Here is a 23,722-nt window from a genome sequence, read left to right as displayed (position 1 = left end):
GGCGTATTCAGGATGTTGAAGAGTGGAACAGCGCTGTATGAACGTCTGTCCGCAACCATTGATGACTTCATGGTGCTGGATTATACGGGTGTTGGCAGTATCGGCATGATTTACGCTGCGCTCCAGAAGCGTCAGCCGGGCAGCATGTGCATGGCTGCGGCCGAGATGATCGTCGGACAGGTGGCGGAGCGTCCGGGGCCTGTTCTGATCGCCACGGGTTTCCCCGAAGGCGGCGGCGTTCCGGAAACGGATGGGCCTGTGGGCGCTGCATTTATTGCGCGCTCGATCTTTCTGGGCCTGTCGCGCGAAACGGTCATTGTCGTGGACGAGGACTGGCGGGAGATGATGTTCGCGACCTGTCGCGGCGCGGGTCTTGCACCGTTCGATCTGCCCGCAGAAGGGAAGATCGTACCGGTTCCCTATCTGCGGCCGGTTTATGTTGCGACTGTGCCCAAGGATGACGCCGGCAGTCGCAAAGCGTGCGATGCGCTGCTTGATCAGGTTCAGCCGAGCCTCCTGATTGCGATCGAACGGCCTGGCGTCAATGACAGGGGATTGTATCATGGTCTGGGTGGCCGTCCGCTGGATGGAATGGTTGCGGATCTGGACTACCTGTTCGCACAGGCACGGGTGCGGGGGCTGCGTTCCATCGGGATCGGGGATGGCGGCAATGAACTCGGCATGGGTGTGATCGCTGCGGAACTGAAACAGAAGATCGCCAAGGCCCGTGACTGCGGCATTGAAGGACGGGGTGGTGTGGCGGCTGAGACGGCAACGGACCATCTTATCGTCGCGAATGTCTCGAACTGGGGGGCGACCGGTCTTGTGGCGGCTCTGGCCTGTCTGGTGGAAAATCAGGCTGTTTTTCACGAGCCGGAGCTGGAAGTCCGCTGTATTGAAGCCTGTGTGGCGAGTGGCGGTGTGGACGGGATGTTCATGGGGCCGGAGCCTGCGACGGACGGAATTGCTGCGGAGGAATGGCGCGGTTTGATTCAGGTATTCCGTAAAACGTTGCAGCGTCATCTCGGGATTGTCACCAACTGGCAGGGCCAGTCCGGGGACTGGAGGCAGATCCGTGCGTGAGGCGGAGGCTGTGCTTCCGGGTGGGGTGATTCTCCCGCCTGTCAGTGTTCCGCGGGGTAATTATACGCCGATCCTCTCCTGTGACGGTTTTCTGTTCGTCGCGGGACAGGGACCACGCTGGGGAGACGATCTTCGCTACAAGGGGGTCGTGGGAAGGGATTTTTCCATCGAGGAAGGGCAGCAGGCGGCACGGTTGTGTGGGCTCAACATTCTGGCGCATGTCTGGAATTTTCTGGAGGGAGATTTGTCCCGGATCAGGCAGCTCGTCCGGGTGGCGGGGGTGGTGCGGTGTTCGGAAGACTTCGAACAGCAGGCCAAAGTCCTGAACGGTGCCTCCGATCTGTTCGGGGAGGTTCTGGGGAACGCAGGATGCCATGTGCGGATCGCGACCGGGACCTCCTCGCTGCCATCCGGAATGGCGGTCGAGGTGGAAGCTATGTTCAAAATCGACTGATTCCTGTCCGGGGGGCGGCTGTGACCGTCCCACCCTAGGGGCATAAAAGAAATTTATTGACGCGGATAACAAGATAAACGTTCCAATAACGTATCAAGTTTCCGTATTATCAACTGGAAATGAAAGCGAAAAAACTGACCGGGCGGAATGAACACTGCCGGAGGGAAGGTAATCGCGTCTCATATGAAGAAATTCCGGCGGAAAGCTGCCTTTTGATCCCCAGATCCCAGGAGTGCGTGAAAATGTTCGCCTTGAAATACCTCTCCCGCTCTCTCTCCCTGAGCACGGCGTGTCTTCTGACGACGTCTCTGTGTCATGCTGCACTGGCGCAAGGAACATTACAGGGCAGGGATATAACTTCGTCGTCCGGGAAAAAGACCGTCCATGTTGCTCATCCTGCTGATGCCTCCTCTCGTTCCGTTAAAAAAACGGATCGTAGGAAGGTGACTCAGGTCAGCGCCAAGGACACGGAAAGCATTGCCGTTCGCGGGACGCAGGTTCCGGGAGAAAGTGTTTTCTCGCCCTCCACGCGGGAGCACAGTACGGCACAGGTTTTCCGGTATTCCTCGCAGCAACTCAAGGAGACCGGTCAGACCAACATCCTCGCCGCACTGTCCCAGCTTTCCGCTGCCGTGACGTCGTCTCCTTTCGGCGGCATGGGCAGCAACGGCTTCAATAAGACGATGCAGTTGCGAAACCTTGGCGCGGATCAGACGCTGATGCTGGTCAACGGCAAGCGCCGGCATGTGGACGCCAATTTCAATTATTATCAGGCCGGTCCAAACTACGGGACGGACCCGGCGGATCTGTCGCTGATCCCGGTCAGCGCCATTGACCATGTCGAGATCATCACTGAAGGCGCGAGTGCGCTGTACGGTCAGGATGCCGAGGCCGGTGCGGTCAATATTGTTCTGAAGAAAGACAGCAAGGGCGGCTCGATCAATCTCCAGAACAGCGGCTTTTATGCGGGAGACGGGCAGTCCTTCGATGGCAATGCCGATTACGGTTTTGCTCTGGGGCATCGTGGCGGCTATCTGAATGTGGCGGCGCAGATCAACAACCAGCTTTCCACCAACCGGTCGGGCGATTATCCGGGTAATCTCTATTTCGAGGGTGATCCGCGTAACGACACCGCCAGCAAGGATGTGCAGCGTCTGGCGGGCAATATCCGGATGCTGCTTGAAACGGCCAGCGTGAACATGGCCTATCCGGTGACGGATAACTGGGAAGTCTACAATACCTCGACTTTTGCCCATAAGGACATCATTGCGCCTGAGACGTATCGTGCGCCGTCCAACGATAACGTTGTGCGCGCGCTCCATCCGAATGGCATGGAACCGATGTGGCATGCCGAGGAATGGGATTTTCAGGTCAATAATGGCATCCGTGCACACAGTTTTTTGGGGATGCAGTGGGATTTCTTTGTTAATTACGGCCGCAATCAGCAGATCAACCATATTGTTGATACAGACAATCCCACGATGGGACTGGACAGCCCGACGAGTTTTTATACGGGACAGTTTGTCTCTACCGAGCTGGATGCCGGGTTCAACAGCACGAAGATCATCAAGACGTCCTTTCTGCCACGTCCGGTCAATCTGAGTTATGGTTTCGATTATCGTTTCGATACCTATCAGGTTGGCAAGGGTGATGAAGCGTCTGTGGAGAATGGCGGGGTTCCCATTCTCGATGGGCCGAACGCCGGGAAAATGGCGTCTGCAGGTGCGGTGGATAAATTCGGAATTCCGGCGGCGGCTGGCAGTATCCTGAACCGTGGTATTTTCGACGGTCACGTCAACCTGGATTTTTACGTCACACCCAAATGGGAATGGACGCTCGGTGGCCATGCGGTCAGCTATGACGATCTTGGCGTTCATCCCACGGGCTCAGTCGGAGCACGCTATAATGTGAGCAAGAACCTTGCGTTCCGGGGGAACGTCAACACGGGATACCGGGCGCCGACGCTTGCGGAGGAAGGGTTCTTTGCCGAAACGACATTCCCGACATACCGGACGGCGCAGCTTCCGGTAAATTCGAACTGGGCCAAGGTTTTGGGCGCAACGAAGCTGCGGGGTGAGCAGTCCCGGAGCTACAGCATCGGTGTGGATGCCACGCTGCTGCCGAACTGGACGCTGACGGCCAATCTCTATCGGATTTCCATCAACGACCGTCTGTATAACAGCACCCAGTTCGGCGGGACCGAAGTGGAAAGCCTGCTCTCTGCGGCCGGGCTGCCAAATGTGCTGTATGCGGCCTATTACGGCAATCCGGTCAATACGGTTACGAATGGTGGGGACGTCACGACGGCCTATCATCTGAAGACGGGACATCTTGGCGATTTCGACTTCCGCTTCTCTCTCAATATCGCGGACAGTGAGATTTCGCATCATAACGCGACCCCTGCGACCCTTCAGCAGCTTGGGCTGTCGTCCTTCAACCGGACGAATGCGGAATATCTGCTACATTCCTCGCCCAAAAATATTGAGAACCTGACGGTTGTCTGGCATCGCGGACCGTTCTCGGCCCGTGTGCAGGAACAGCGTTTCGGGTCTTACACATGGGTCGCGGCACCGTCCCTGACGCAGGCCCAGTGGACCTATGCCAAGCCGTCCTACATCACCAATCTTGAATTGGGATATGACATTACAAAGCGCTGGCATATTGCGGGCGGCGCTTTCAACCTCGGAAATCATTATCCGGCCAAGGCGAACGCTGCCTCGCGCGCGGCACTGCAGAATGCGTTTATTTATCCCAACAACTCGCCTTATGGTTTCAGTGGCGGCATGTATTACGTCAAGACGGCCTTTCAGTTCTAAGAGGCTGTTCCAGAACCATTGTCCCGCCGGTTCTGCAATATCCTGCCCTCCGGGGCAGGATATTTTTTTGTCGGTATGGTTGGTGGCGGGTATCCTGTTCCGGTATCGTAAAAAGATCGGCGTCATTGTCGGAGCATAGGAAAGGACAGAGACGTTCATGATGGATTTCAAGTCTCTTGAGACGGTTCTGTGGATCGAGCGGCTGGGGAGTTTCCGGGCGGCGGCCGATGCGTTGCGGATGACGCAGCCAGCGGTGTCCGTACGGATTTCGCATCTTGAGGCGCTTCTGGGGGCCAGTATTTTTCATCGGGCCCCCAAATCCATCACGCTCACGCCGGTCGGAATGACGGTGGTGCAGTATGCCCGTCAGATCCTCGATCTGCGTGATGAAATGATCCAGACGGTCAAAGGACATCAGGACGCAACCGGAATCCTGCGTATCGGAGCGATTGAAACCATTTCCCAGACCTGGATTTCGGATCTTCTGATCGAGATCCGCCACAAATATCCAAATCTGACAGTGGACCTGGAGATTTCGGTTTCGGATGAAATCTCCCGGAAAATCACCAAGGGAATGCTGGATGTGGGTTTCTTTCTGGGGCCGGTCAATTCACCGCGTCTGATCGAAAGCGAGCTGTGCAACTACGAGACTGCGATGGTTGGCAGGGAGCATTTCGCGCTGCCCAGCAACGGCAAGCTGGATCTGGGGCAGGCGCCGTCGATTTCCATCATGACCCTGTCGCGCAACACCATTCCCCATTCGGCGATCCGCAATTTTCTGGCGCGGGAGGGGATCGTCCATCACCGGGTGGACACCATGAGTTCCCTGCCGTCCATTCTGGCGCTCACGCTGGGGGGAGAAGGGCTGGCCCTGCTGCCCTATGCGGTCATGCGGGATTATCTGGCCAGCGGGAAACTCCGGGTGTTCGAGACGGGCATGAAGCTTCCTTTGCTGCGCTGTGTGTCAGGGCGGTTGATCAGTCATGGTTCGGCGATTGTGGAGGACGTCATTTCCATTGCCGAACGTGTGTCGGCCAATGTGACCTGAGGGTCAGGCTGTCCGCCGGGCGGGTGTAGAGAGTGTGTAGACCGTCGTTATGGCGCCTAGGGTGGCACAGGCTGCGACCAGAAAGACCCCGGAGAGCGGGGAGTGCAGATGCTCGCGCATCCAGCCAATGCCGTAGGGGCCGACAAGGCCGCCGATCGCGCCAAGGCTGTTGATCCATGCAAGCCCTGTCGCCAATGTGCGTTTTTCGAGCACATGGGGCGTTACGGTGAAGATCATGGCTGTGACGCAAAGGGCTGCTGCAAGTGCGATGGTCAGGAAAACCAGTGCGATTGCGCCGTGGGCCTGAAACAGGAAAGTCAGGACCAGACAGAGCGCGACCGTGAGGAACGGGCCCGCCAGATGCCAGCAGCGTTCGTTATGTCTGTCGGAACTGCGGGCGTTGAGCAGCATGGCCACAGCTGCGACGGCGAAGGGAATGGTCGTATAGAAGCCGAGCTGTCCGGGAGCGGGAGCGATAACCTGTTCGATGAAAGTCGGGACCCAGAAGACGATCCCGTAATTGCAGACGGCCTGACAGAAACAGATGACGACGAGGAGCAGGACTTCCGGCTGTTTCAGCGCAGCGAATACGGATGGCGCGTCGTCGGTGGGAGCGTTCTGGGCCGGAAGGCGGGTCAGGATGGCCTGTTTCGTGGGGGAATCCAGCCATGAGGCGGAGGCAGGTCCGTCGTCGAGGCGTTTCAGAACGGTCAGTCCGAGCAGCAGGGGCGGGATTGCCTCGATCAGGATCATCCATTTCCATGCGGGCACTGACAGGACCTGATCGAAGGCGCCCAGAAGATAGGTGGAAACCGGGCCACCGAGGGCGCCGGAGAGCGGTATGGCGATCAGGAAGCCCGTGGTGATGCGGGCGCGGATCGAGTCCGGGAACCAGAGGGCCAAGTAATACAGAACGGCCGGATAAAAGCCTGCTTCCGCGGCGCCGAGCAGGACGCGCAGGGCGCAGAATTCCCAGGCCGTACTGATGATGACGAACAGGAAGGAAATCAGGCTCCACGCGATCATGATCGCGGCGATCGTCCGGCGGGGGCCGAATTTTTCGAGCAGGAGCGCGGAGGGAACCTGAAAGACGATGTAGCCTACGAAGAACAGCCCGGCGCCCAGCCCGAAGGTTGCATCCGAGAAGTGGAGGTCCTGTTCCATCGCCGCGCGGGCGAAGCTGAGATTGATGCGATCCAGATAGGAAAACATGTAGCAGACGACCAGCAGCGGGATGATGCGCCGGACGGCCACCCGGAAGAGCGTGTGATCAGAGGGCACGGAATCATCCTGAGCATGTGAAGGCATAACGCTGGTTTATATTATTTTCCCGGAATGTTCCGAGATAAGATTTTCATAATCGGGAATGGGAATATCCGTCACGAGCATGGCGCCGGGAGCATGTGTGATGGCAAAGGGAACGCGGCTTGCGGCCAGAACGGCCTGGGGCGTCACTCCGCAGGCCCAGAAGGCGGGGAGTTCATGGGGGCGGATTTCGGTGCGGGCGCCGTAATCGGGTTTTTCGATGTCCGCGATGCCGATGTCTTCGGGAAAGCCGATCTGGACTGGTCCGCCATGAGCCAGAGGGATGCGGGAACTGATTTCCGTGGCCTTGATCATGTCTGGCGAGCGGAAAGGACGCATCGAGACGACGACTGGGCCGGAAAATGGTCCGACGGGTGTGCAGACAATATTCGTGCGATACATGGACACGCCCTGACCTGTTTCGAAATGCCGCATCGGGACGTTGCAGGCCATGAAGGCGTTTTCGAAGGAAAAGGAACATCCCAGCGCAAAAACGACGAAATCGTCCTGCCAGAACGACAGAATATCCGTCACTTCGTCTGTTAAAACTCCATCCCGCCAGACACGGTAAAGCGGCAGGTCGGTCCGGATGTCGAGGTTACGTCCCAGCGCCGGGGTATCATATTCGCCGGGCTGGGACATGCCGACGAGGGGGCAGGGCTTGGGGTTCAGGCGGCAGAATTCTGAGAAATCCTCGGCATATGTTTTGGGGAGGATGACCAGATTGGCCTGGATGAAACCTGCGGCCATGCCTGCTGTGACGGTTCCAGCCGTGTTGGACCGGCACAGCGCGCGGACGTCTTCGGGCGATGTGTGGAAAAGGGGAGGGATCGGCAAAGCGGATTCAGACATCGTTTGCGTCCTTGTTCGCGGCAGACAGGCCGGGCGATGACAGTGATGGTTCCGGAAGGCTAACAGTCGTTGCGTTCGGGATTCAAATCATCAAAATAAATGTTGAGGTATAAATATCCGTTATGGGCGTTTTTTGTGCTTAAATCTTTTGACGGCATTGCATTGGAATGTTCAGAATGAATGCTCAGGAATAAAAATCCGACGCTTTTGGATATTGTATGCATCATGAAACGAACCGGTTCTCAGGCGCCCGGCAGGCTGGATCTTCCGTGAGCGGATGTTCTGGCGCATGACGACGTCGCCTGTGCGCCTTGCACTGGGGAGCGCGATCGGGACCACGTTCGAGTGGTATGATTTCATGGTTTACAACACGCTTGCGGCGCTCGTGTTCAACCATGTCTTTTTTCCTGAGGCGCTGCCGTGGATGGGAACCCTTCTGGCGTTCTCGACCTATGCCGTGGGATATGTGTCGCGCCCTTTGGGCAGTGTGATCTTCGGCTGGCTCGGGGACCGGACCGGGCGCAGGCATGTTCTCATGCTGACGCTGGCGCTTATGGGGCTGACGACGGGTCTGATTGCACTGCTGCCCGGTTATGCGCGGCTTGGGGCGATCAGTCCGGTTCTGCTTGTTCTGCTGCGGTTTTTGCAGGGGATCGCATTGGGTGGAGAGTGGGCCGGCGCACTCCTTCTGACGGCGGAACAGAATTCGGAAACGGCGATGGGCATGGGGGCGACATGGTCCCAGCTAGGGCCGGGGCTTGGAACGGTTCTGTCCGCAGGTGTGATCTGGGGCGTGACGCGCTCCATGGATGCCGCGTCTTTTCAGGACTGGGGATGGCGTCTGCCGCTGTTTCTGAGCCTGCTGCTTCTGGCGGCGGGATGGGTGGTCAGGTCTTCACTGTCCGAACCGCCCCAGTTTGCCGAACGCAAAGCGCGGGGTGAGGTTCTGGCCAACCCCGTGGGCGCGGTCCTGCGTCATCATGGGCACTCCCTGCTGATCGCTGCGAGTACCCGGATCGGGCCGGATGTTCTGTATGCGCTGCTGACGGTTTTTAGCCTGAGCTATGTGACCCAGACGGGGGAGCATACGCGGTCTGCGACGCTGATGGCCGTGTTTGCAGGATCGGCCTGGGGGGTGATCGTCACGCTGCTGGCGGGGCGGTTCAGCAACCGCTGGGGGGCGAAACGGATTTTTCTTGTGGGGACGGTTTGTGCCCTGCCTGCCGCGTTTGTGTTTTTCTGGTGTGCGGCTTCCCATCAGGCGCTCCTGCTGGGCTTCGGAATCTGTTTTGGTCTGTCGGTTCACGCTCTCATGTATGCGGTTCAGGGCGCGCTCATCAGCCAGCAGTTTCCGGTCGAGGTCCGCTATTCCGGCTCTTCGATCGCTTATACCTGCGGCAGTCTTGCGGGGGGTGGGGCTTTTGCGCCGCTTATCATGGTGACGCTGTTCCGGGCGACGCATCTCGAACTGTCCATTTCTCTTTATGTGGTCGTGGCACTTCTCGTTTCTGGCGCGGGCGCGATGCTGGCCCGCGGGACGCGCTGAGTGTGGCTGACTGATTCCAACAGGAACGCTGAAACATGGAAATTTTCTATCCCGATCTGACTGAGGTCAGGGAGGTTATTGTGGCTGGCTGGGCCGGACGGGATGCGGCGGGTGTGCAGCATCATATCGACGAGCTGGCGGCTCTTGGTGTGGCGCCGCCTTCGGACGTGCCGCTGTTTTATCGGGTTGGGCATGAAATCCTGAGCACGGCGCCTGTGATTGATGTGCTGGGCAGCCAGACTTCGGGCGAGGTCGAGCCGGTTCTGTTGCGTACACAGAGCGATCTGCTGGTGGGGGTGGGGTCCGACCATACGGATCGTGAAAGCGAAGCCTATAGCGTGGCGTTGTCCAAGCAGGTCTGTCCCAAGGTCAGCGGTCGGGCGTTTTGGCGGTTTGCGGATGTAGAGGATCGGTGGGACGAGATGGTACTGCGGTCCTTTACGGCTGAAAGAACGCCCTATCAGGAAGGTCTGGCGGCATCCCTGCTCAATCCGCTGGATCTGGTGGCGCGCTGGGAGCAGCGTGAGGGCCGGGTCTTCGGGCCGGGGAGTCTGATGTTTTGTGGAACCGTTCCTACGCTCAACGGGATTGTCCGGACGGAGAGGCTGACCGTCGAGCTGTCTGATCCGCGGACCGGGAGTGTGCTGTCGCACCATTACGCCATCCGGGAGCTTCCCGTGGTTGCGTGAAGGGGCTTTTGGGCATGGACAAGTGGGAGCGGTATGCCATCATTCCGCTCCTTGCGCTTCTTTACTGTGGAAAACCAGCACCATGAGTCTGTGTTTCATTACACAACAGATCCATCCCGATGCCGTAACCTGTCTGAACGAGGCCGGAATCACGACCCGTTATGCTACGGAACCTTCGATGGAGGCGGTGATTCGCGAAATCGGCGACGCGGATGCGGTGATTACGCGCGATCTGGGACTAAGCGAAGAGGCGCTGCGGGCCGCGCCGAAGCTGAAAATCATTTCCTGTCACGGTTCAGGAACGAACCGGATCGCCAAGGCCGCTGCGGCGGAGCGGGGCGTTCTGGTGACGAATGCGCCCAATACCAACAGTCGGTCCGTGGCGGAAATGACGATCGGGCTTCTGCTGGCGGTCATGCGGCGTCTGTGCGAGGCGGATCGCGCCGTGCGGGAGGGGAACTGGGCGTTTCGTTATACGAATAACGGCACCGAACTGTACGGACGGACGATCGGGCTTGTCGGGTTCGGCGCCATTGCGCGGCATGTCGCGCAGATTGCGGGTCAGGGGTTGGGAATGCGCGTTGTGGCGTGGTCTCCGAGCGTTCCGGCGGAGGTGTTCGAGGCCGCGGGCGTGGAGCGGGCGCAGAGCCTTGAACACCTTCTGGCCGTCTCGGATGTGCTGTCGCTGCATCGTCCGGCGCAGGGGAGCGGTCAGCCCACGATTGACGCTCATGCGCTATCCCGCCTGAAGAAAGGCGCAGTTCTGATTAATACCAGCCGTGGCGGGGAAGTGGATGGTCCTGCGCTGGCGAAGGCTCTGGAAACGGGGCATGTCGGTGGGGCGGGGCTGGATGTGATGTCGCCCGAGCCTCCGCTGGCGGATGATCCGTTGCTGCGGGCGCCGAATGTGGTTCTGACGCCGCATATCGGCGCGACGACCGAACAGGCCTTGCGCCGTATGGCGATGCTGTGTGCGTCGCAGGTTCAGGACGCGCTTGCGGGGCGTGTGCCGCCGCATTGTCTTTGAATGGTTGAGTTCCGCGCCCTTCTGTTTCGGGAAGGGCGCGGGAGACAATCAGGGCGCGCCGAGGCCGCCGCCGCCTGGTGTCATGAGGACGAGCACATCGTCCGCTTCCAGAACCTGAAGGCCCTTGCCGGCGAGTTTGCGGCCTGAGGCGGTTTCGACCCGGCCTGCCGCGCCGTCCTGTCCGCCGAGTGCGCCACGGGCCGGGTGATCAACGCGGTCAAAGGCGGCCAGAAGCTCGAAGGGCTGTTTCTGGGTGGTGCCGATTTTCATGATCTGTCCGTCGCCGCCTTTGGTCAGGCCGAGACCGCCGCTGTTTTCGCGCAGTTCTTTTTCCCAGAAAATGAGCGGGCACTGGATTTCCGCGATTTCAATCGGAGTGCCGTGTACGCCGGATGGAAAAGCCGTGGCGGACAGGCCGTTCAGGCCGGGGCGAGCCCCAGTACCGCCATTGGTCGTGATGGCGAGGGCGTAGGTTTGGGGCGTGGTTGAGCCCTTGGGGAACCACTGTCCGCGCACGGCAATGTTCCACAGGCAGGATGTGCCTTCTGCCGGAACGCGGTCGGGCAGGGGCGTGCGGAGGCATCCGAACACCATGTCCGGCAGCATCTGTCCGATGACATGACGGGAGGAGACGGGCGCGGGACGCAGCGCGTTCAGGACGGAACCCTCCGGCGCTTCGACATGATACGGCGCAAGGGAACCGGCGTTGTTGGGAACGTCCGGCGAGATCGCGCAGGCCAGCCCAAAGACTGTATAAGCGCGGGTATAGGCCATCGGGACGTTAATCCCGCGTCCGACAGCCGGTGGGGAGCCGTCATAGCTGACGCTGACGCGGCCCTCTTCGACAGTGAGTTTTGCCTTGAGCGTGAGTGGCGCATTGTAGCCGTCGATGGTCATTTCGTGAGACCAACTGCCCTGCGGGAGGGCGGCGATCTTGTCGAGGACGGCCTGGCGGGAGCGTTCGATAATGAAATCGGCCAGTGGTTCGAGACTGTCGAGGTGGAACTCGTCCATCATGTCGCACAGGGCGCGGACGCCGACATCGTTGCAGGCCGCCAGAGAGTAGGTATCGCCTTCCGTATCCACCGGCAGGCGCGTATTGGCGCGGATCATGGCCATCAACGTCTCGTTGACCTGTCCCTGATCAATCAGCTTGAGCATGGGGATCGAGAGGCCTTCCATGAAGACGTCTGTTGCTTCCGGCCCGTTGCCCAGGCCGCCGATATCCATCAGATGGCTGGTGCAGGAGAACAGCCCGACCAGACGGCCCTTGTGAAACGCCGGGGTCGTGATGACGAAATCGTTGAGATGCCCCGTTCCCATCCACGGATCGTTCGTGATGTAGGCGTCGCCTTCTTTCATGGTCGAGACGGGGAAGTGACGCAGGAAATGGCCGACGGATTCCGCCATGGAATTGACGTGCCCCGGCGTTCCCGTCACGGCCTGCGCGATCATCCGGCCTTTCAGGTCGAAAATGCCTGCCGAGATGTCCTCGCATTCGCGGACGATGGGGCTGAAGGCCGTGCGGATCAGGACCTGTGCTTGTTCGCCGACCACGGCAATCAGGCGGTTCCACATGATCTGGAAGTCGATTTCCTTATGGGAGTGCGCGCTCATCAGACGGCGTCCTTCATGTCCAGAATGATGTTGCCGCTGCCGTCCAGATGGGCGGTGTAGCGGGAGGAAACATAGGTCGTGGTTTCTTTTTCGGCGATCAGGGCGGGGCCGGAAACGCGGCTGCCTGGTCCCATGTCCGTACGTTCGTAGACCGGGAGGGCGACATGCGTGCCGGTTGCGCCGTCGAAGAGTTTCCGGATGTCGGCGGAGACTGCATCATGCAGGGCCGGGGTGGCCTCGAAGGGCGGGTACTTTCGCGGGGTGGTTGAGACGCTGACAGACCAGTTCAGGATCTCGACGGCGGCATGGGGGATGACGCGGGCGAACTGACGGGCATATTCCGTTTCGAAGGCGTCCCGCAGGGCCGAGAGATGGTCGCTGCTGAGGACGCCGTCGGGCAGTGTGACGATGATTTCGTGCCCCTGTCCGACATACCGCATGAAGGCCGCGCGCCTTGTGTGGAGCGTTTCCGTCCGGGCGTCGTCCTGCACCATGCCGTGGGCGGCCTGCGTCATGTCGTCGAGCAGGGCCGAGACTTCTGCTGAACTGAAGCTGTCGTCCAGGCGCATGGGGAAGGAGCGGACGAGTTCAAACGAAACGGGTGCGGCGAGGAAGCCTACGGCCGAGCCGACGCCTGCGTTCGAAGGAATGACGAGACGCTGGATTCCAAGCTTTTCCGCGACGCGCGCGGCATGCAGGGGGGCCGCGCCGCCGAACGCGATCATGGTATGGTCGCCAATCACGGCGCCACGTTCGGCGGCATGGACGCGTGCCGCACTGGCCATGTTTTCGCACACGATTTCATAAACCGCATGGGCGGACATTTCCGCCGACAGACCCAGCGGTGTTCCGATATCGGCCAGGAGTGCTTCGGCCGAGCGATCCGGCTGGAGCTGGATGCTGCCGCCCGCGAAGTTTTCCGGGCGGATCAGGCCGAGTATCACGTCCGCGTCCGTAACGGCGGGGCGTTTGCCGCCCAGTCCATAACAGGCCGGGCCGGGAACGGAAGACGCGCTCTCTGGCCCGACGACGACGCGTTTCATCGCATCCAGATGGGCGATGGAGCCGCCGCCCGCGCCGATCTCGACCATTTCGATCACGGGAATGCGCAGGGGCAGGCCGGAGCCTTTCATGAAGCGGGCCGTGCGGTCCACTTCGAAGAAACGGGACGATGCGGGTTCGCCGTCTTCGATCAGGCAGACCTTGGCGGTCGTGCCGCCCATGTCGAAGGACAGGACGCGGTTTTCGGCCAAACGCTCGGCGCATTGGGCGGCGAAGATGGCACCGCCCGCCGGGCCGGATTCTACCAGGCGGACGGGGAACTGGCGCGCCGTTTCCAGCGCGGTCAGACCGCCACCAGAGGTGACGAGATAGAGTGCGCCTTCAAAGCCCCTGGCGTCGAGGGCTTTGCGCAGACGCCCCAGATAGCCCGCCATCAGAGGCTGGACGTAAGCATTCGCGACGGTGGTGGAGGTGCGTTCGTATTCCCGGATTTCGGGGCAGACGTCGCTTGAAATGGAGATGGTGGTGTCCGGCATCGCCTCCTGAAGAAGCGCCTGTACACGCCGTTCATGGGCCGGATTGGCATAGGCATGGAGGAACGCCACTGCGATGCTCTCGACGCCAGCGTCGCGAAGCTGGGGCACGAGCGCCAGAACGGCGGCTTCATTCAGGGGAAGCTGGACGGTGCCGCGGGCGTCCATGCGTTCGGGGACGGTGAAGCGCAGGTCGCGGGGGACGAGCGGGCTGGGCTTTTGCAGCATCAGGTCATACTGGTTGAAGCGGCTTTCGGTGCCGATCTCCAGAATGTCGCGGAAGCCCTGCGTGCCGATGAGAGCCGTGCGGGCGCCCCGGCGTTCGATGATGGCGTTGGTCGCAAGCGTCGTGCCATGGACGAAGACCGTCACGTCCGGAAAGCGAAGGCCGGCATCTTCGATCACGAGGCCGATGCCGCTCATGACCCCTTCTTCGGGGGCGGCGGGCGTGGTGAGGACCTTACGGGTCAGACGTCCCTGCGGCGTCTGGAGGACCACGTCCGTGAAGGTGCCACCGATATCAGCGGCGAGACGGATTTGTGTGCTGTCGACCATGCCTGTGTTTTCCGTATCGGGTTAGAGTGCAATAAGATATCGGGAAGAGATGTTCGCTGACGGAGAGGACGAACCATGAAGGACGGGAAAACCGCGAGCCCTGCGCCGGCGATGCCAGATGTTGCGGATATGGAACGGGCCTTCATCGTGTCCTCGTCGCATCTGGCGGTGCCGGGCAACGAGGATCTGAGCGAATTCGAATTTGCCCTGACTGTCGTGAACCATGCGTTTCATCGCTGGATGTCTCGGGGGATGGCGGCCGCGGGTCTGCCGGATCTCTCGGCGCTTGACACGCTTATTCTGCACAGCGTCAATCACCGGAACCGGGAGAAGAGCATCTCGGACCTGATGTTCACTCTCAACCTGTCCGAGCGGCATTACCTGAACTACGCCATGAAGAAGCTCGACGAACTCGCGCTGATCCAGCGCGAACGCCGGGGCAAGGAGGTTTTTGTCAGCACGACACAAAAAGGGCGCGACGTCTGCCTCGAATATGCGCGTCTGCGTCGGATCTGCCTGCTGGAGCACATTCCCCAGAATCGGGAAGTCGGGGACGTCACCATTGCAGAGGTCGCTAAAGCGTTGCGTGTCCTGACGGGATTTTACGAGCAGGCGTCGCGATCCGCCGCGTCTCTCTGAACGCAGCGTCTCAGCCATCCGGGTGAATCCGGAAGAGCACGTCGTGATAGCCCACGACGTCGCCATCTCCGACCAGTGCTGGGCCGAGTGTGCCATCCGCTGTGGCCGTGACGGGCAGGCGGAGGGGGCCTGCCTCGACAAATCCTACTATCTCGCCGGAGCGAACCGGGTGGGTTTCGTCCAGGCCGTTTGAGCGGAACACGCCCATCTCGGGGCTGGGAACGGGCGTGCCTTCCGCTTTTGCGGGCGGGGCAACATGGGGTACCTGAAGCGTTTGACCTAAGCTTTCCGCTAATGTCAGGGCAAGCGTGTCTGCTCCGTTTTTCAGGGAGACATGACGGACGTCGTGACGTCTCATCCGCTCGACCAGTTCGGGCAGGTCGTTCAGAAGGTCTTCAAGAAAAGTCATGGGGCGGACTTTCGCATGAGGGCTTCGAGGTAATGCACGCTGACGCTGCCTTCGCGCACGCCGGGCTCGTTCATCAGGCGCAGATGCAGGGGCGTGGTGGTGGCGATGCCGGTGATTTGCATTTCCGAAAGGGCGGCATGCATGCGGCTGAGGGCATCCGTGCGGTCCGTGCCGTGGACGATCAGCTTGGCGATCAGGGAGTCGTAATTCGGGGGCACGACATAGCCGTCATAGAGATGCGTATCGATACGGACGCCGGGGCCGCCGGGCGCGCGCCAGCTCAGGACTTTTCCGGGGGCTGGGCGGAAGCTCTCGGGGTCTTCGGCGTTGATGCGGCATTCGATGGCGTGGCCCTGCGTGCGGATGTCGGCCTGCGTGAAGGAGAGGGGCTGTCCCATTGCGATCAGGAGTTGCTCGCGGACGATGTCGATGCCGGTCGTCATTTCCGTGACGGGGTGTTCGACCTGAAGGCGGGTGTTCATCTCGATGAAGGAAAACGCGCCGTCTTCGTACAGGAACTCGAACGTGCCCGCGCCGGTATAGCCCATCAGGGTGCAGGCGTTTGCACAGCGCTCGCCCAGTTCGGCGATGGCCTGCGGGTCAATGCCGGTGGCTGGGGCTTCCTCGACCAGTTTCTGGTGGCGGCGCTGGATGGAGCAGTCCCGCGCGCCGAGCCAGACGGCATTGCCCTGCCGGTCGGCGAGAACCTGGATTTCGATATGGCGGGGGTGCTGGAGGAACCGTTCGGCATACACGGACGGATTGCCGAAGGCGCGTCCGGCTTCTTCGCGAGCCGTTTCAATGGCGTCGCGGAGGTCTGCTGCGGTCATGACCACGCGCATGCCGCGCCCGCCGCCGCCGCCTGCCGCCTTGACGATCAGCGGATAGCCGATGGCGTCGCAGATCGTTTGTGCTTCGGACAGGTCGGTCGGCAGGGCGTCGTCGGTTCCGGGCAGGCAGGGGACACCGGAGCGACGCATCTGCTGCTTGGCGCTGATTTTATCACCCATCAGGCGCATGATGGCGGCGGTTGGGCCTGCCAACGTGCGGCCGGACTGTTCCACAGCCTCGGCGAAATCAGCATTTTCGGACAGGAAGCCGTAGCCGGGATGAATGATGTCGGCGTTCGTCAGTTCGGCGGCGCGTAGGACGCGGGCAGCGTCCAGATAGCTGCCGGATGCCGCTGCCGGGCCGATGCAGAGCGTTTCGTCCACGAGGCGCAGATGGGCGAGGCTGGCATCAGCTTCGGAGTGGATACCGATGCTGTGCAGGCCGAGCAGGCGGCAGGCCCGCGTGATGCGAAGGGCGATTTCGCCGCGATTGGCGATCAGGACACGGCGCGGCTGGGACACTGAAGGCTCAGGCATCAAGTGGCTCCACGGTGAAGAGCGGCGTGCCGGGGGAGACGGCGTCGGCATTCGCGGCCAGCACGGCGACGATCCGGCAGGGGAACTCGGCCTCGATGCGCGAGAGCGTTTTCATGACTTCGAGAATATAGAGCGGTTGTCCTTCCGCCACGATGTCGCCCGGCTTGACGAAAGGAGGCGCATCCGGGGCCGGAGAGGCGTAGAACTGGCCGTGCATGGGGGCGTCGATCGTGGTTTCGGCTTTGGGCAGAGGGCTGGCGGTTTCGAGGACGGGAAGCGTGGAGGCTGCGGCCGCCGGGGCCGGGCTGGTCGATTGTGGGCTGCTGTCCTGTGTGTCGCGCACCAGACGGATGTGCTCGCCGTCGCGGGAATAGTCGAGTTCGGTAATGCCCAGCGCCTGCATCCGGGCCATCAGGGCATCGAGGATCTTGAGATCGGGGATCATGGGGCGGTTGGCTTTCCGGTCTGCTTCAGGTCAGGGCGCGCAACGTGATGCCCGCGGCTTCGAAGCCCGCGCGGACCTTGCGGGCGACGTCCACGGATTCTGCGTTGTCCCCATGCACGCAGATCGTATCAATGCGGGTCGGCAGCATTTTGCCGGAGATGGTTTCGATGGCGCCGGCCTGCACCATCCGCACGGCGCGGGCGGCCGCGAAATCGGCATCATGCAGGACCGCACCCGGTTCCTTGCGCGAGACGAGATGTCCGTCTTCGGTATAGGCGCGGTCGGCGAAGATTTCCGAGAACACGGTCAGGCCCCGCTCGCGTCCGATACGGTCCAGATGGCTCAGGGCGATGGCCATGATGGGGAGGTTTGGATCGACCGCCTTAACCGCATTGACGATGGCTTCGGCAACGGCGGGATCGCGTTCGGTCAGGTTGCCCAGCGCGCCATGAGTTTTCATATAGGTCATGCGGTGACCGGAATAGGTGGCGAGGGCCTGGGCCGCGCCCATCTGATAGGCCACGATCCGTTCGATCTGTGCGGGGGTGAAGGGCATGACGCGGCGTCCGAAGCCCCACAGGTCCGGGAAGCCGGGATGGGAGCCGACGGAGACGCCTTTTTCGCGTGCGATGCGGAAGGTCTCGGCCATGACTTCCGGGTCGCCGCCGTGAAAGCCGCAGGCGACGTTAGCAGAGGTCACGATGTCCAGCATCGCGCTGTCATTGCCCATTGTGTAATGGCCGAAGCTCTCGCCCAGATCGGCGTTCAGGTCGATGGTTTTGGCGGTCATGGTTTGGAACTCCCGGACATGAAATAACAGGGCATCAGAAAACGAGCTGTGTGCGGAGTGTGGCAATTTCGGTGGCAAGGCGCTTCAGATCCGCAGCCTCCTGCCGGATGATCTGCACCGCCTCATCGCGTGTGATGGTTTCGAAATGGACGGGCGCGCCGACGACTGTCTGGGACAGCAGGCGCAGGTCCGGCGCAATGACGGTGGCGATCTTGGGATAGCCGCCGCAGGTATTGGCATCCATCATCTGGATGATCGGCTGGCCCGCGGGCGGCACCTGAACGGTTCCGGGCAGGATGCCGTGGGAAAACAGGCTGAGCGGCCGTGAGAGTTTCAAGGCATTCTGCCCTTCGAGCCGATAGCCCATGCGGTTTGCGCTGGGGGTCAGGGTCCAGGCTGCGGCGTGGAAGGTTTTCAGGCTTTCGGGTGTGAAGACGTCGTGTTCGGCTGCGGGCAGGACGCGGATCCGGGTGCCGTCTGCGTGGGGAAGCGGGCAGGCGCGCGCGAGGCCATAGCCTGCGGCGGGCAGGCACAGTGTGGAGGCTGCGAGGCAGGAAAGGCGGTCGCCTTTCTGAAGGGCGCGCCCCTCAAGGCCGCCGAAGCCGCCTTTCAGATCCGTCGAGCGCGCGCCCAGAACCGGGGGCACGTCCAGACCGCCCCGCAGCGTCAGATAGGCGCGTGCGCCCTGTTCCGGCGCGCGGAGTGTCAGGGTCTGGCCGGGTCTGGCAGTGATGGCCCAGTCGCGCGGGAGTTTCAGATCGTCGAGCGTGGCGGGGCAGGCGGCACCAGTGATGGCAAATGACGTCTCGGCCTCAAAGCGCACGCGGAAGGGGAAAAACACGATCTCGATTCCGGCAGCATCCAACGAATTGCCGAGCAGCAGGTTGCCGTGGCTTAGGGCCAGACGGTCCATCGCGCCGCCTTGCGCCACGCCCATGGCCATGGCGTGAGGGCGGCCGAAATCCTGAATGGTGTTGAGGGAGGAGCCGGTCAGGATTTCGATCATGAGGCCCTCACAAAACGGACGGTGTCGCCCAGCCGCAGTAGGCCGGGCTCGGGACGGAAGGCGTCGAACAGGCACAGATCCGTCCGGCCGAGGATATGCCAGCCGGATGGCGAGGTGCAGGGCATCATGCCTGCGTGGCCGCCGCCGATGACCACAGCCCCTTCCTCCACTCTCAAACGCGGGGAGTCGCGGCGGGGGATGGCCAGACGCGGGTCCAGTCCGGTCAGGTACACGAAACCCGCCATGGCGCCGATGGCGGCGACGCTGTAGCGACCGGCCATGTGGGCGTCGATGGTTTCCTCTTCCGTCAGGTTGGCGAAGCGGGCGACGAGCGCCAGATCTTCGCCGAACGCGCCGCCATAGACGACCGGCACCACGATCTCGCGGGACGGCACCTCTTCGGCGGAGGCCTGTGTCCAGACGGTCCGGAGCAGCTCTTCCATGACGGAAGGGTCAGTCTGTACGGCGTCGAACGTGACGAGAAGGTTGTTGACGCCGGGGATTGTCTGGAGGACGTCAGGCCGGGTGTTCAGTTCGCGGCTGGTGGCCCAGATGCGGCGCTGTGTTGTGTCACTGAACGGGCCGTCGGCGGCGTCCAGTAGGAGGCCGCCCGCGCCTGCCATGTGAATACGGGTCATGCAGTCTGATCCGGCTGGGAGCGGCCATGGAACGGCCGCCGGGGAAGGAGAGCTGCGGCTAGCGCGCCGCACAGGATAATGAGGCCTGTGATGTAGAAAACGCCGTGGAAATTACCGGTGGCCTGAAGCAGATATCCCGTCATGACCGGGGCCAGAATGCCGAGGCCGTTGGAGAAGGTCAGGGTCAGGCCGGTCACGGAGCCGAGGATTTCGTCTTCCACAAGTAGGTCCGCCAGAAGGGCCATGTTGGCGCCCGTTCCGCCTGCCATGAAGGCCATGGAGACGGCGAGGAGCGTAATGATGGTCGCGGCCGTTCCGCAGAGCGGCAGAAATCCCATGGAGGAGGCCAGTATGAGATACAGACACACGACCTTGCGGCGTCCTCCCAGAGAAAGTTTTGATCCACGAACGAGCATTTCGCCAACCTTTCCTGCCGTGATCGAGAGGATGGCCGCGCCGACATAGCAATAGGCCGTATAGGCTCCGGACTGTTCGGTGCCGAGATGCAGGGTCTGGCGCATGATGATCGGTAGCCAGGACATCAGCAGGAAGTTGGCATAATTGGCGCAGCACTGCGCGATCACGATGCCCCAGAATGCCGAAGAGCGGAACAGGGTCGGCACCGAGATTAGGGAAAAGGACGTTGCCTGTGTGCCGCGTGCGGGGCGCGGATGGGTCAGGAGCCAGACCACGGACCAGACCAGCCCGAGCGCGCCGAGCAGCGAAAACGCCGGGCGCCAGCCGTAATGGGCAATCAGCCATCCGCCCGAGGCGGCACCGCAGGCTAGCCCGATGGGGATGCCGCAGATGAAGGCAGTCATCATCAGTCCACGTTCGTGCAACGGCGCCCAAGCCCGGACGACCTTGTTGCCGAGTGCGAAGGTGGGGGCTTCTCCGACGCCCAGCAGGATGCGGGTGGCGATGAAGGCCGGAACGGTGGCGGTCAGGCTGCCAAGGATCATGGCGAGCGACCACAGTGCCACGGCGGCCGCGCCAATGATCCGCACGCCGAAGCGGTCCAGCAGGATCGCGCTGGGCAGGTTGAGGATGAAGTACGACCAGAGGAAGCTGGAGAGGACCCAGCCTGTCTCCCCCGGTGTAAGGGCGAATTCATGGGCGATCTGGGGCATGCCCACGGACAGGGCGGCCCGGTCTCCGTAGCAGATCACGCACATGGCGATGGTGAGGGCGTATATGACGAACCGGAAAGGCCGGCGATCTTCTGGAACTGTCTGCAAGAAACTGCGCCTCTTTCCGTTCGCGTTCAGAATGTCAGGCCGGTCTGGATATAGTACATGCCACCGTTGAAGCCGTAAGGTGAGTAGTAGGCATATTTGTATTCGTTGAAGAGCGGTGCTGCGGTCGCCTTGGGAACGCGGGTCGGATATTTGTTGCCCAGGTTGTTCGCGCCGACCGTGACGCTCCATTTTGGCAGGATCTTGTAGCTGACGGACATGTTGGTCAGGAAAGCCGGGCGCTGTTCCATCGGAGCCGCCGTGGGGCTGGCGAGGAAAATGATGGAGCCGTAGCGCTGTTCCTGCACCATGACGTTCCACTTGCCGTAATTCCAGTTGACCGTGAGGTTTTCGCGGTTCTTCGGCGCGGAGTGCAGAAGCATTTCTTCGGCATAGGTGTTAAACGTGGACAGGCCCATGTTCGCCAGTACAGTGGGTGTCTTGTTGCGGCTGCGGATTTCGTTATCGGAGTAGTTGAATGTGAAGTCGAAGCGGAATGTTCCGGCGCGTTTGGTGTGCAGGGTGTAGTTGGTGTCGATGTCACCGCCATAGGTCTGGGTATTGACGGGGTTTGTGTAATAGGAGGCGTAGGTGACGTTGTTCAGGCCAGACGCTTCGAGAATATCGGCCACACCCGCGCCGCCGAGGGTCGTGGTGCTGGCCAGACGGTCGTTGATGGCGATGTAATACAGGTTTGCGGTGACGTTCCAGTCCTTGAGGGGCGTGGCGTCGATGCCGATGCTATAGTTGCGGGAATATTCGCCCTTGATATGGCCTGCGCCGAGCGCCTTTGCGGCGGCGCTGCTGTTGGGGAGCTGGTCCACGGCGTAGTTGGCGAAGGGGGCGTTATAGAAATAATAGGTCTGACCCAGTGTTGGCGGGCGGTAACCGGTGTTGATGCTGGCGCGGATGGCCCAGTGTTTGTTGAAGTTGTAGCGTGTTCCGATCGAACCGGTCGTGACGGTGGCGAGATGGTTGTAGCTCGTGGCGCGGCCACCGAGGGACCATTCCCATTTTTTCGTAACGTAGAAATCGAGATTGACGTTGCCGTCGTAGATGTCGCGTCCGCGATTGGTGACGGCGAGCGGGACGTTACCGGCATGGTCGGTTGCGCCGAGGCCGATCCATGAGGCTTCCTCGCCTTCCGTCATCTGGAAGGTGTCACGGCGGTATTCGCCGCCAAAGCGGAGGGCAATCGGTTTGGGGAGCCATGACGTGTTGAAGAAGCGCGAGCCTCGTATGCCGGTCGAAAGCTCTGAAGTGATGGTTTTGCCGTCATAAAAATCGCGTGGGCTGGCATCGCCGAGAGACATGTTGTTGCTGTCGAGGGTCGAATAGGCCTGATCGTCACGACCGTAATTGACGTAGGCGTCCCAAGCGAAGCCGAATTTATGCGCCTTGATACCGTTGTCTGTTTCGAAATCGTACTGGTCCATGCCGATATAGGGCTGTGCGCCATTGGGCCAGAGATTGATATTGGTCAGGCTGTTCCCAGCACTTCGGTAGGTTTCGGCCACATGGGCCTTACGATGGCTGAAGGTCGAGGTGCTGTAGAGGCTGAGGTTTTCGTTCAGCGGGATCGCCATGTTTTCGCTGATGGTTTCCAGCGTTGATTTCGGGATGCCGAGGCCGCGCTGCACATCGCGGCTGGCTGTTTCGTTGCGGGAATCCCCAACCGGATAGAGTTGTCCGACGAAAAGGCCGCTGCGGTTGGTGGGAAGCTGGTGAGTAACCTGCGCCGCTAGGTCGAGATAGCCGCCGTTTTTGCCAAGTGCTGTGGCCCAATCCGCATAACCGTTCAGCGCCTGCCCGTCACCGGCGTAAAAGCCGCTGTTTTGGAAATTGATGGAGCCGCCATGCGTGCGCTGCTTGAGGACGATATTGACCGCACCTGCCAGAGCGTCCTGACCGTAGAGCGCGGTCGCGCCTTCGGTAATGACTTCGATATGATCTATTGCCGAAATCGGGATCAGGGAAATGTCGGTGGGTTCGGTGCCCCAGTTCGGGCCGGCATTGGCGTTGAAATTTGCACCGATATGGCGGCGGTGTCCGTTGACGAGAATCAGCGTATCGTCGGCGGACTGGCCGCGAAGCTGCATGGTCTGGATGAAGCCGCTGTTTCCGACGCCGGATTGTGGCGGAGACGTAATGGAAGCCGAGGCTTGGGCGAGGGCCTGCATGACGTTTGTCTGGCCGGTGGCCAGAAGCTGGCTGCCGGATACTACCGTAACCTGTGTGGTACTGTGAACCGGGGTGGAGGGATTCATCACGGATTGGCCGGTAGAGGCCGTCCCGGTGACGCGCATCTCTTCTGGACCCGACCTTGAAATGATGGATGTTCTGCGAGAGGAGGGTCTTGCAGAAGTGGTAGTGGCGGCCCTTGCAGGCGAGGTTGTGACCCGTTTGTGCGTGGAATGTGTGTGCGTCGTCACTCTGGTGGACGTAGCCTGGGCGGTTGGACAGAGCGAAACGAGCGAGCTCAAGGCAGCGCCACACATCAGGAAAGCCTTGGGTCCAAAACACTTGCTCATGGGCATCCCCTTTGCCAGCCGGTGTTGGCTGACCATTCGAAATATATGCTTTTCATGAACAAATCACACACATAACGAAACGACAACTAAAATGTTTTTATTAAGGAACAAATTCTCTTTTCTGCCGATTTTCCT

Annotated in this window: 20 protein-coding genes; 8 read left to right on the top strand and 12 right to left on the bottom strand. The window is 60.9% G+C overall.

Going from position 1 to position 23,722, the window contains the following annotated elements; genetic code table 11:
- Positions 1–12 precede the first annotated feature (12 nt).
- The 4 genes from JK208_RS14185 (at position 13) to JK208_RS14170 (ending at position 5,401) form a co-directional block, all read left to right on the top strand.
- Positions 13–1,083, top strand: a complete 1,071-nt coding sequence (locus JK208_RS14185; RefSeq protein WP_211576507.1) for a DUF4392 domain-containing protein — start codon at positions 13–15, stop codon at positions 1,081–1,083.
- Complete coding sequence (locus JK208_RS14180) at positions 1,076–1,537, top strand: RidA family protein (RefSeq protein WP_211576506.1); 462 nt, start codon at positions 1,076–1,078, stop codon at positions 1,535–1,537. The genes JK208_RS14185 and JK208_RS14180 overlap by 8 nt, the downstream gene beginning before the upstream one ends.
- A gap of 443 nt (positions 1,538–1,980) precedes the next feature.
- Positions 1,981–4,353 carry a TonB-dependent receptor domain-containing protein gene (locus JK208_RS14175; protein ID WP_349292004.1) on the top strand — a complete coding sequence of 791 codons (2,373 nt, stop codon included), beginning with the start codon at positions 1,981–1,983 and terminating at the stop codon, positions 4,351–4,353.
- A gap of 157 nt (positions 4,354–4,510) precedes the next feature.
- Positions 4,511–5,401, top strand: coding sequence for a LysR family transcriptional regulator (locus tag JK208_RS14170; protein WP_228125660.1), 891 nt, complete (start codon positions 4,511–4,513; stop codon positions 5,399–5,401).
- 3 nt (positions 5,402–5,404) lie between these two features.
- Here JK208_RS14170 and JK208_RS14165 read toward each other — a convergent pair whose 3' ends face one another.
- Positions 5,405–6,682 carry an MFS transporter gene (locus JK208_RS14165; RefSeq protein ID WP_349292003.1) on the bottom strand — a complete coding sequence of 426 codons (1,278 nt, stop codon included), beginning with the start codon at positions 6,680–6,682 and terminating at the stop codon, positions 5,405–5,407.
- 36 nt (positions 6,683–6,718) lie between these two features.
- Positions 6,719–7,558 (bottom strand): putative hydro-lyase, encoded by an 840-nt coding sequence (locus tag JK208_RS14160; RefSeq protein ID WP_211576503.1) that lies wholly within the window; start codon positions 7,556–7,558, stop codon positions 6,719–6,721.
- A 289-nt stretch (positions 7,559–7,847) separates the two neighbouring features.
- Between JK208_RS14160 and JK208_RS14155 the strand changes: the two genes are divergently transcribed.
- From JK208_RS14155 to JK208_RS14145, 3 genes are all read left to right on the top strand, one after another.
- Positions 7,848–9,104 carry an MFS transporter gene (locus tag JK208_RS14155; protein ID WP_211576502.1) on the top strand — a complete coding sequence of 419 codons (1,257 nt, stop codon included), beginning with the start codon at positions 7,848–7,850 and terminating at the stop codon, positions 9,102–9,104.
- Positions 9,105–9,139: 35 nt separating this feature from the next.
- Complete coding sequence (locus JK208_RS14150) at positions 9,140–9,793, top strand: DUF2848 domain-containing protein (RefSeq protein ID WP_211576501.1); 654 nt, start codon at positions 9,140–9,142, stop codon at positions 9,791–9,793.
- Between the two features lie 82 nt (positions 9,794–9,875).
- Positions 9,876–10,820 carry a hydroxyacid dehydrogenase gene (locus JK208_RS14145; protein ID WP_211576500.1) on the top strand — a complete coding sequence of 315 codons (945 nt, stop codon included), beginning with the start codon at positions 9,876–9,878 and terminating at the stop codon, positions 10,818–10,820.
- A 48-nt stretch (positions 10,821–10,868) separates the two neighbouring features.
- Here the strand turns inward: JK208_RS14145 and JK208_RS14140 are convergent, their stop codons facing one another.
- Positions 10,869–12,437 carry a hydantoinase B/oxoprolinase family protein gene (locus JK208_RS14140; protein WP_211576499.1) on the bottom strand — a complete coding sequence of 523 codons (1,569 nt, stop codon included), beginning with the start codon at positions 12,435–12,437 and terminating at the stop codon, positions 10,869–10,871.
- On the bottom strand, positions 12,437–14,527 hold the full coding sequence (locus tag JK208_RS14135; RefSeq protein ID WP_211576498.1) for a hydantoinase/oxoprolinase family protein: 2,091 nt from the start codon (positions 14,525–14,527) through the stop codon (positions 12,437–12,439). Before JK208_RS14135 ends, JK208_RS14140 begins: the two co-directional genes overlap by 1 nt.
- 75 nt (positions 14,528–14,602) lie before the next feature.
- Here JK208_RS14135 and JK208_RS14130 point away from each other — a divergent pair, with 75 nt between their 5' ends.
- Positions 14,603–15,166, top strand: a complete 564-nt coding sequence (locus JK208_RS14130) for a winged helix DNA-binding protein (protein ID WP_099287350.1) — start codon at positions 14,603–14,605, stop codon at positions 15,164–15,166.
- A gap of 10 nt (positions 15,167–15,176) precedes the next feature.
- Here JK208_RS14130 and JK208_RS14125 read toward each other — a convergent pair whose 3' ends face one another.
- The 8 genes from JK208_RS14125 to JK208_RS14090 are packed head-to-tail and all read right to left on the bottom strand — an operon-like array spanning position 15,177 to position 23,587.
- Positions 15,177–15,575, bottom strand: a complete 399-nt coding sequence (locus tag JK208_RS14125; RefSeq protein ID WP_211576497.1) for a hypothetical protein — start codon at positions 15,573–15,575, stop codon at positions 15,177–15,179.
- Positions 15,572–16,942, bottom strand: coding sequence for an acetyl-CoA carboxylase biotin carboxylase subunit (accC, locus tag JK208_RS14120; RefSeq protein WP_249202158.1), 1,371 nt, complete (start codon positions 16,940–16,942; stop codon positions 15,572–15,574). Before accC ends, JK208_RS14125 begins: the two co-directional genes overlap by 4 nt.
- Complete coding sequence (locus JK208_RS14115) at positions 16,935–17,387, bottom strand: biotin/lipoyl-containing protein (protein WP_211576496.1); 453 nt, start codon at positions 17,385–17,387, stop codon at positions 16,935–16,937. The genes accC and JK208_RS14115 overlap by 8 nt, the downstream gene beginning before the upstream one ends.
- Positions 17,388–17,412: 25 nt before the next feature.
- A complete protein-coding gene (locus JK208_RS14110; RefSeq protein ID WP_153431349.1) occupies positions 17,413–18,177 on the bottom strand; it encodes a LamB/YcsF family protein in 765 nt (254 codons plus the stop codon).
- A 34-nt stretch (positions 18,178–18,211) separates the two neighbouring features.
- Positions 18,212–19,183 carry a biotin-dependent carboxyltransferase family protein gene (locus tag JK208_RS14105; protein WP_211576495.1) on the bottom strand — a complete coding sequence of 324 codons (972 nt, stop codon included), beginning with the start codon at positions 19,181–19,183 and terminating at the stop codon, positions 18,212–18,214.
- A complete protein-coding gene (gene pxpB / locus JK208_RS14100) occupies positions 19,180–19,821 on the bottom strand; it encodes a 5-oxoprolinase subunit PxpB (RefSeq protein ID WP_194268964.1) in 642 nt (213 codons plus the stop codon). Before pxpB ends, JK208_RS14105 begins: the two co-directional genes overlap by 4 nt.
- Complete coding sequence (locus JK208_RS14095; RefSeq protein ID WP_211576494.1) at positions 19,818–21,059, bottom strand: MFS transporter; 1,242 nt, start codon at positions 21,057–21,059, stop codon at positions 19,818–19,820. The genes pxpB and JK208_RS14095 overlap by 4 nt, the downstream gene beginning before the upstream one ends.
- 26 nt (positions 21,060–21,085) lie before the next feature.
- Positions 21,086–23,587, bottom strand: coding sequence for a TonB-dependent receptor domain-containing protein (locus tag JK208_RS14090; RefSeq protein WP_211576493.1), 2,502 nt, complete (start codon positions 23,585–23,587; stop codon positions 21,086–21,088).
- Positions 23,588–23,722: the final 135 nt, after the last annotated feature.

Origin of the sequence: Gluconobacter sp. Dm-74 (assembly GCF_018256135.1) — a bacterium.
In the GTDB taxonomy this organism is placed as follows: domain Bacteria; phylum Pseudomonadota; class Alphaproteobacteria; order Acetobacterales; family Acetobacteraceae; genus Gluconobacter; species Gluconobacter cadivus.
Note: the sequence above shows the minus strand (reverse complement) of the source record. Positions and strands in the feature narration are given on the sequence as shown.

Excerpts from the sequence above, each read along its gene's own strand:
- JK208_RS14185 (WP_211576507.1), top strand. The coding sequence starts at position 13 with ATGTTGAAGAGTGGAACAGCGCTGTATGAACGTCTGTCCGCAACCATT.
- JK208_RS14090 (WP_211576493.1), bottom strand. The coding sequence starts at position 23,587 with ATGAGCAAGTGTTTTGGACCCAAGGCTTTCCTGATGTGTGGCGCTGCC.
- JK208_RS14130 (WP_099287350.1), top strand. The coding sequence starts at position 14,603 with ATGAAGGACGGGAAAACCGCGAGCCCTGCGCCGGCGATGCCAGATGTT.
- JK208_RS14160 (WP_211576503.1), bottom strand. The coding sequence starts at position 7,558 with ATGTCTGAATCCGCTTTGCCGATCCCTCCCCTTTTCCACACATCGCCC.
- JK208_RS14150 (WP_211576501.1), top strand. The coding sequence starts at position 9,140 with ATGGAAATTTTCTATCCCGATCTGACTGAGGTCAGGGAGGTTATTGTG.
- JK208_RS14170 (WP_228125660.1), top strand. The coding sequence starts at position 4,511 with ATGATGGATTTCAAGTCTCTTGAGACGGTTCTGTGGATCGAGCGGCTG.
- JK208_RS14145 (WP_211576500.1), top strand. The coding sequence starts at position 9,876 with ATGAGTCTGTGTTTCATTACACAACAGATCCATCCCGATGCCGTAACC.
- accC (WP_249202158.1), bottom strand. The coding sequence starts at position 16,942 with ATGCCTGAGCCTTCAGTGTCCCAGCCGCGCCGTGTCCTGATCGCCAAT.
- JK208_RS14115 (WP_211576496.1), bottom strand. The coding sequence starts at position 17,387 with ATGATCCCCGATCTCAAGATCCTCGATGCCCTGATGGCCCGGATGCAG.
- JK208_RS14110 (WP_153431349.1), bottom strand. The coding sequence starts at position 18,177 with ATGACCGCCAAAACCATCGACCTGAACGCCGATCTGGGCGAGAGCTTC.
- JK208_RS14135 (WP_211576498.1), bottom strand. The coding sequence starts at position 14,527 with ATGGTCGACAGCACACAAATCCGTCTCGCCGCTGATATCGGTGGCACC.
- pxpB (WP_194268964.1), bottom strand. The coding sequence starts at position 19,821 with ATGACCCGTATTCACATGGCAGGCGCGGGCGGCCTCCTACTGGACGCC.
- JK208_RS14140 (WP_211576499.1), bottom strand. The coding sequence starts at position 12,437 with ATGAGCGCGCACTCCCATAAGGAAATCGACTTCCAGATCATGTGGAAC.
- JK208_RS14155 (WP_211576502.1), top strand. The coding sequence starts at position 7,848 with ATGACGACGTCGCCTGTGCGCCTTGCACTGGGGAGCGCGATCGGGACC.
- JK208_RS14125 (WP_211576497.1), bottom strand. The coding sequence starts at position 15,575 with ATGACTTTTCTTGAAGACCTTCTGAACGACCTGCCCGAACTGGTCGAG.
- JK208_RS14105 (WP_211576495.1), bottom strand. The coding sequence starts at position 19,183 with ATGATCGAAATCCTGACCGGCTCCTCCCTCAACACCATTCAGGATTTC.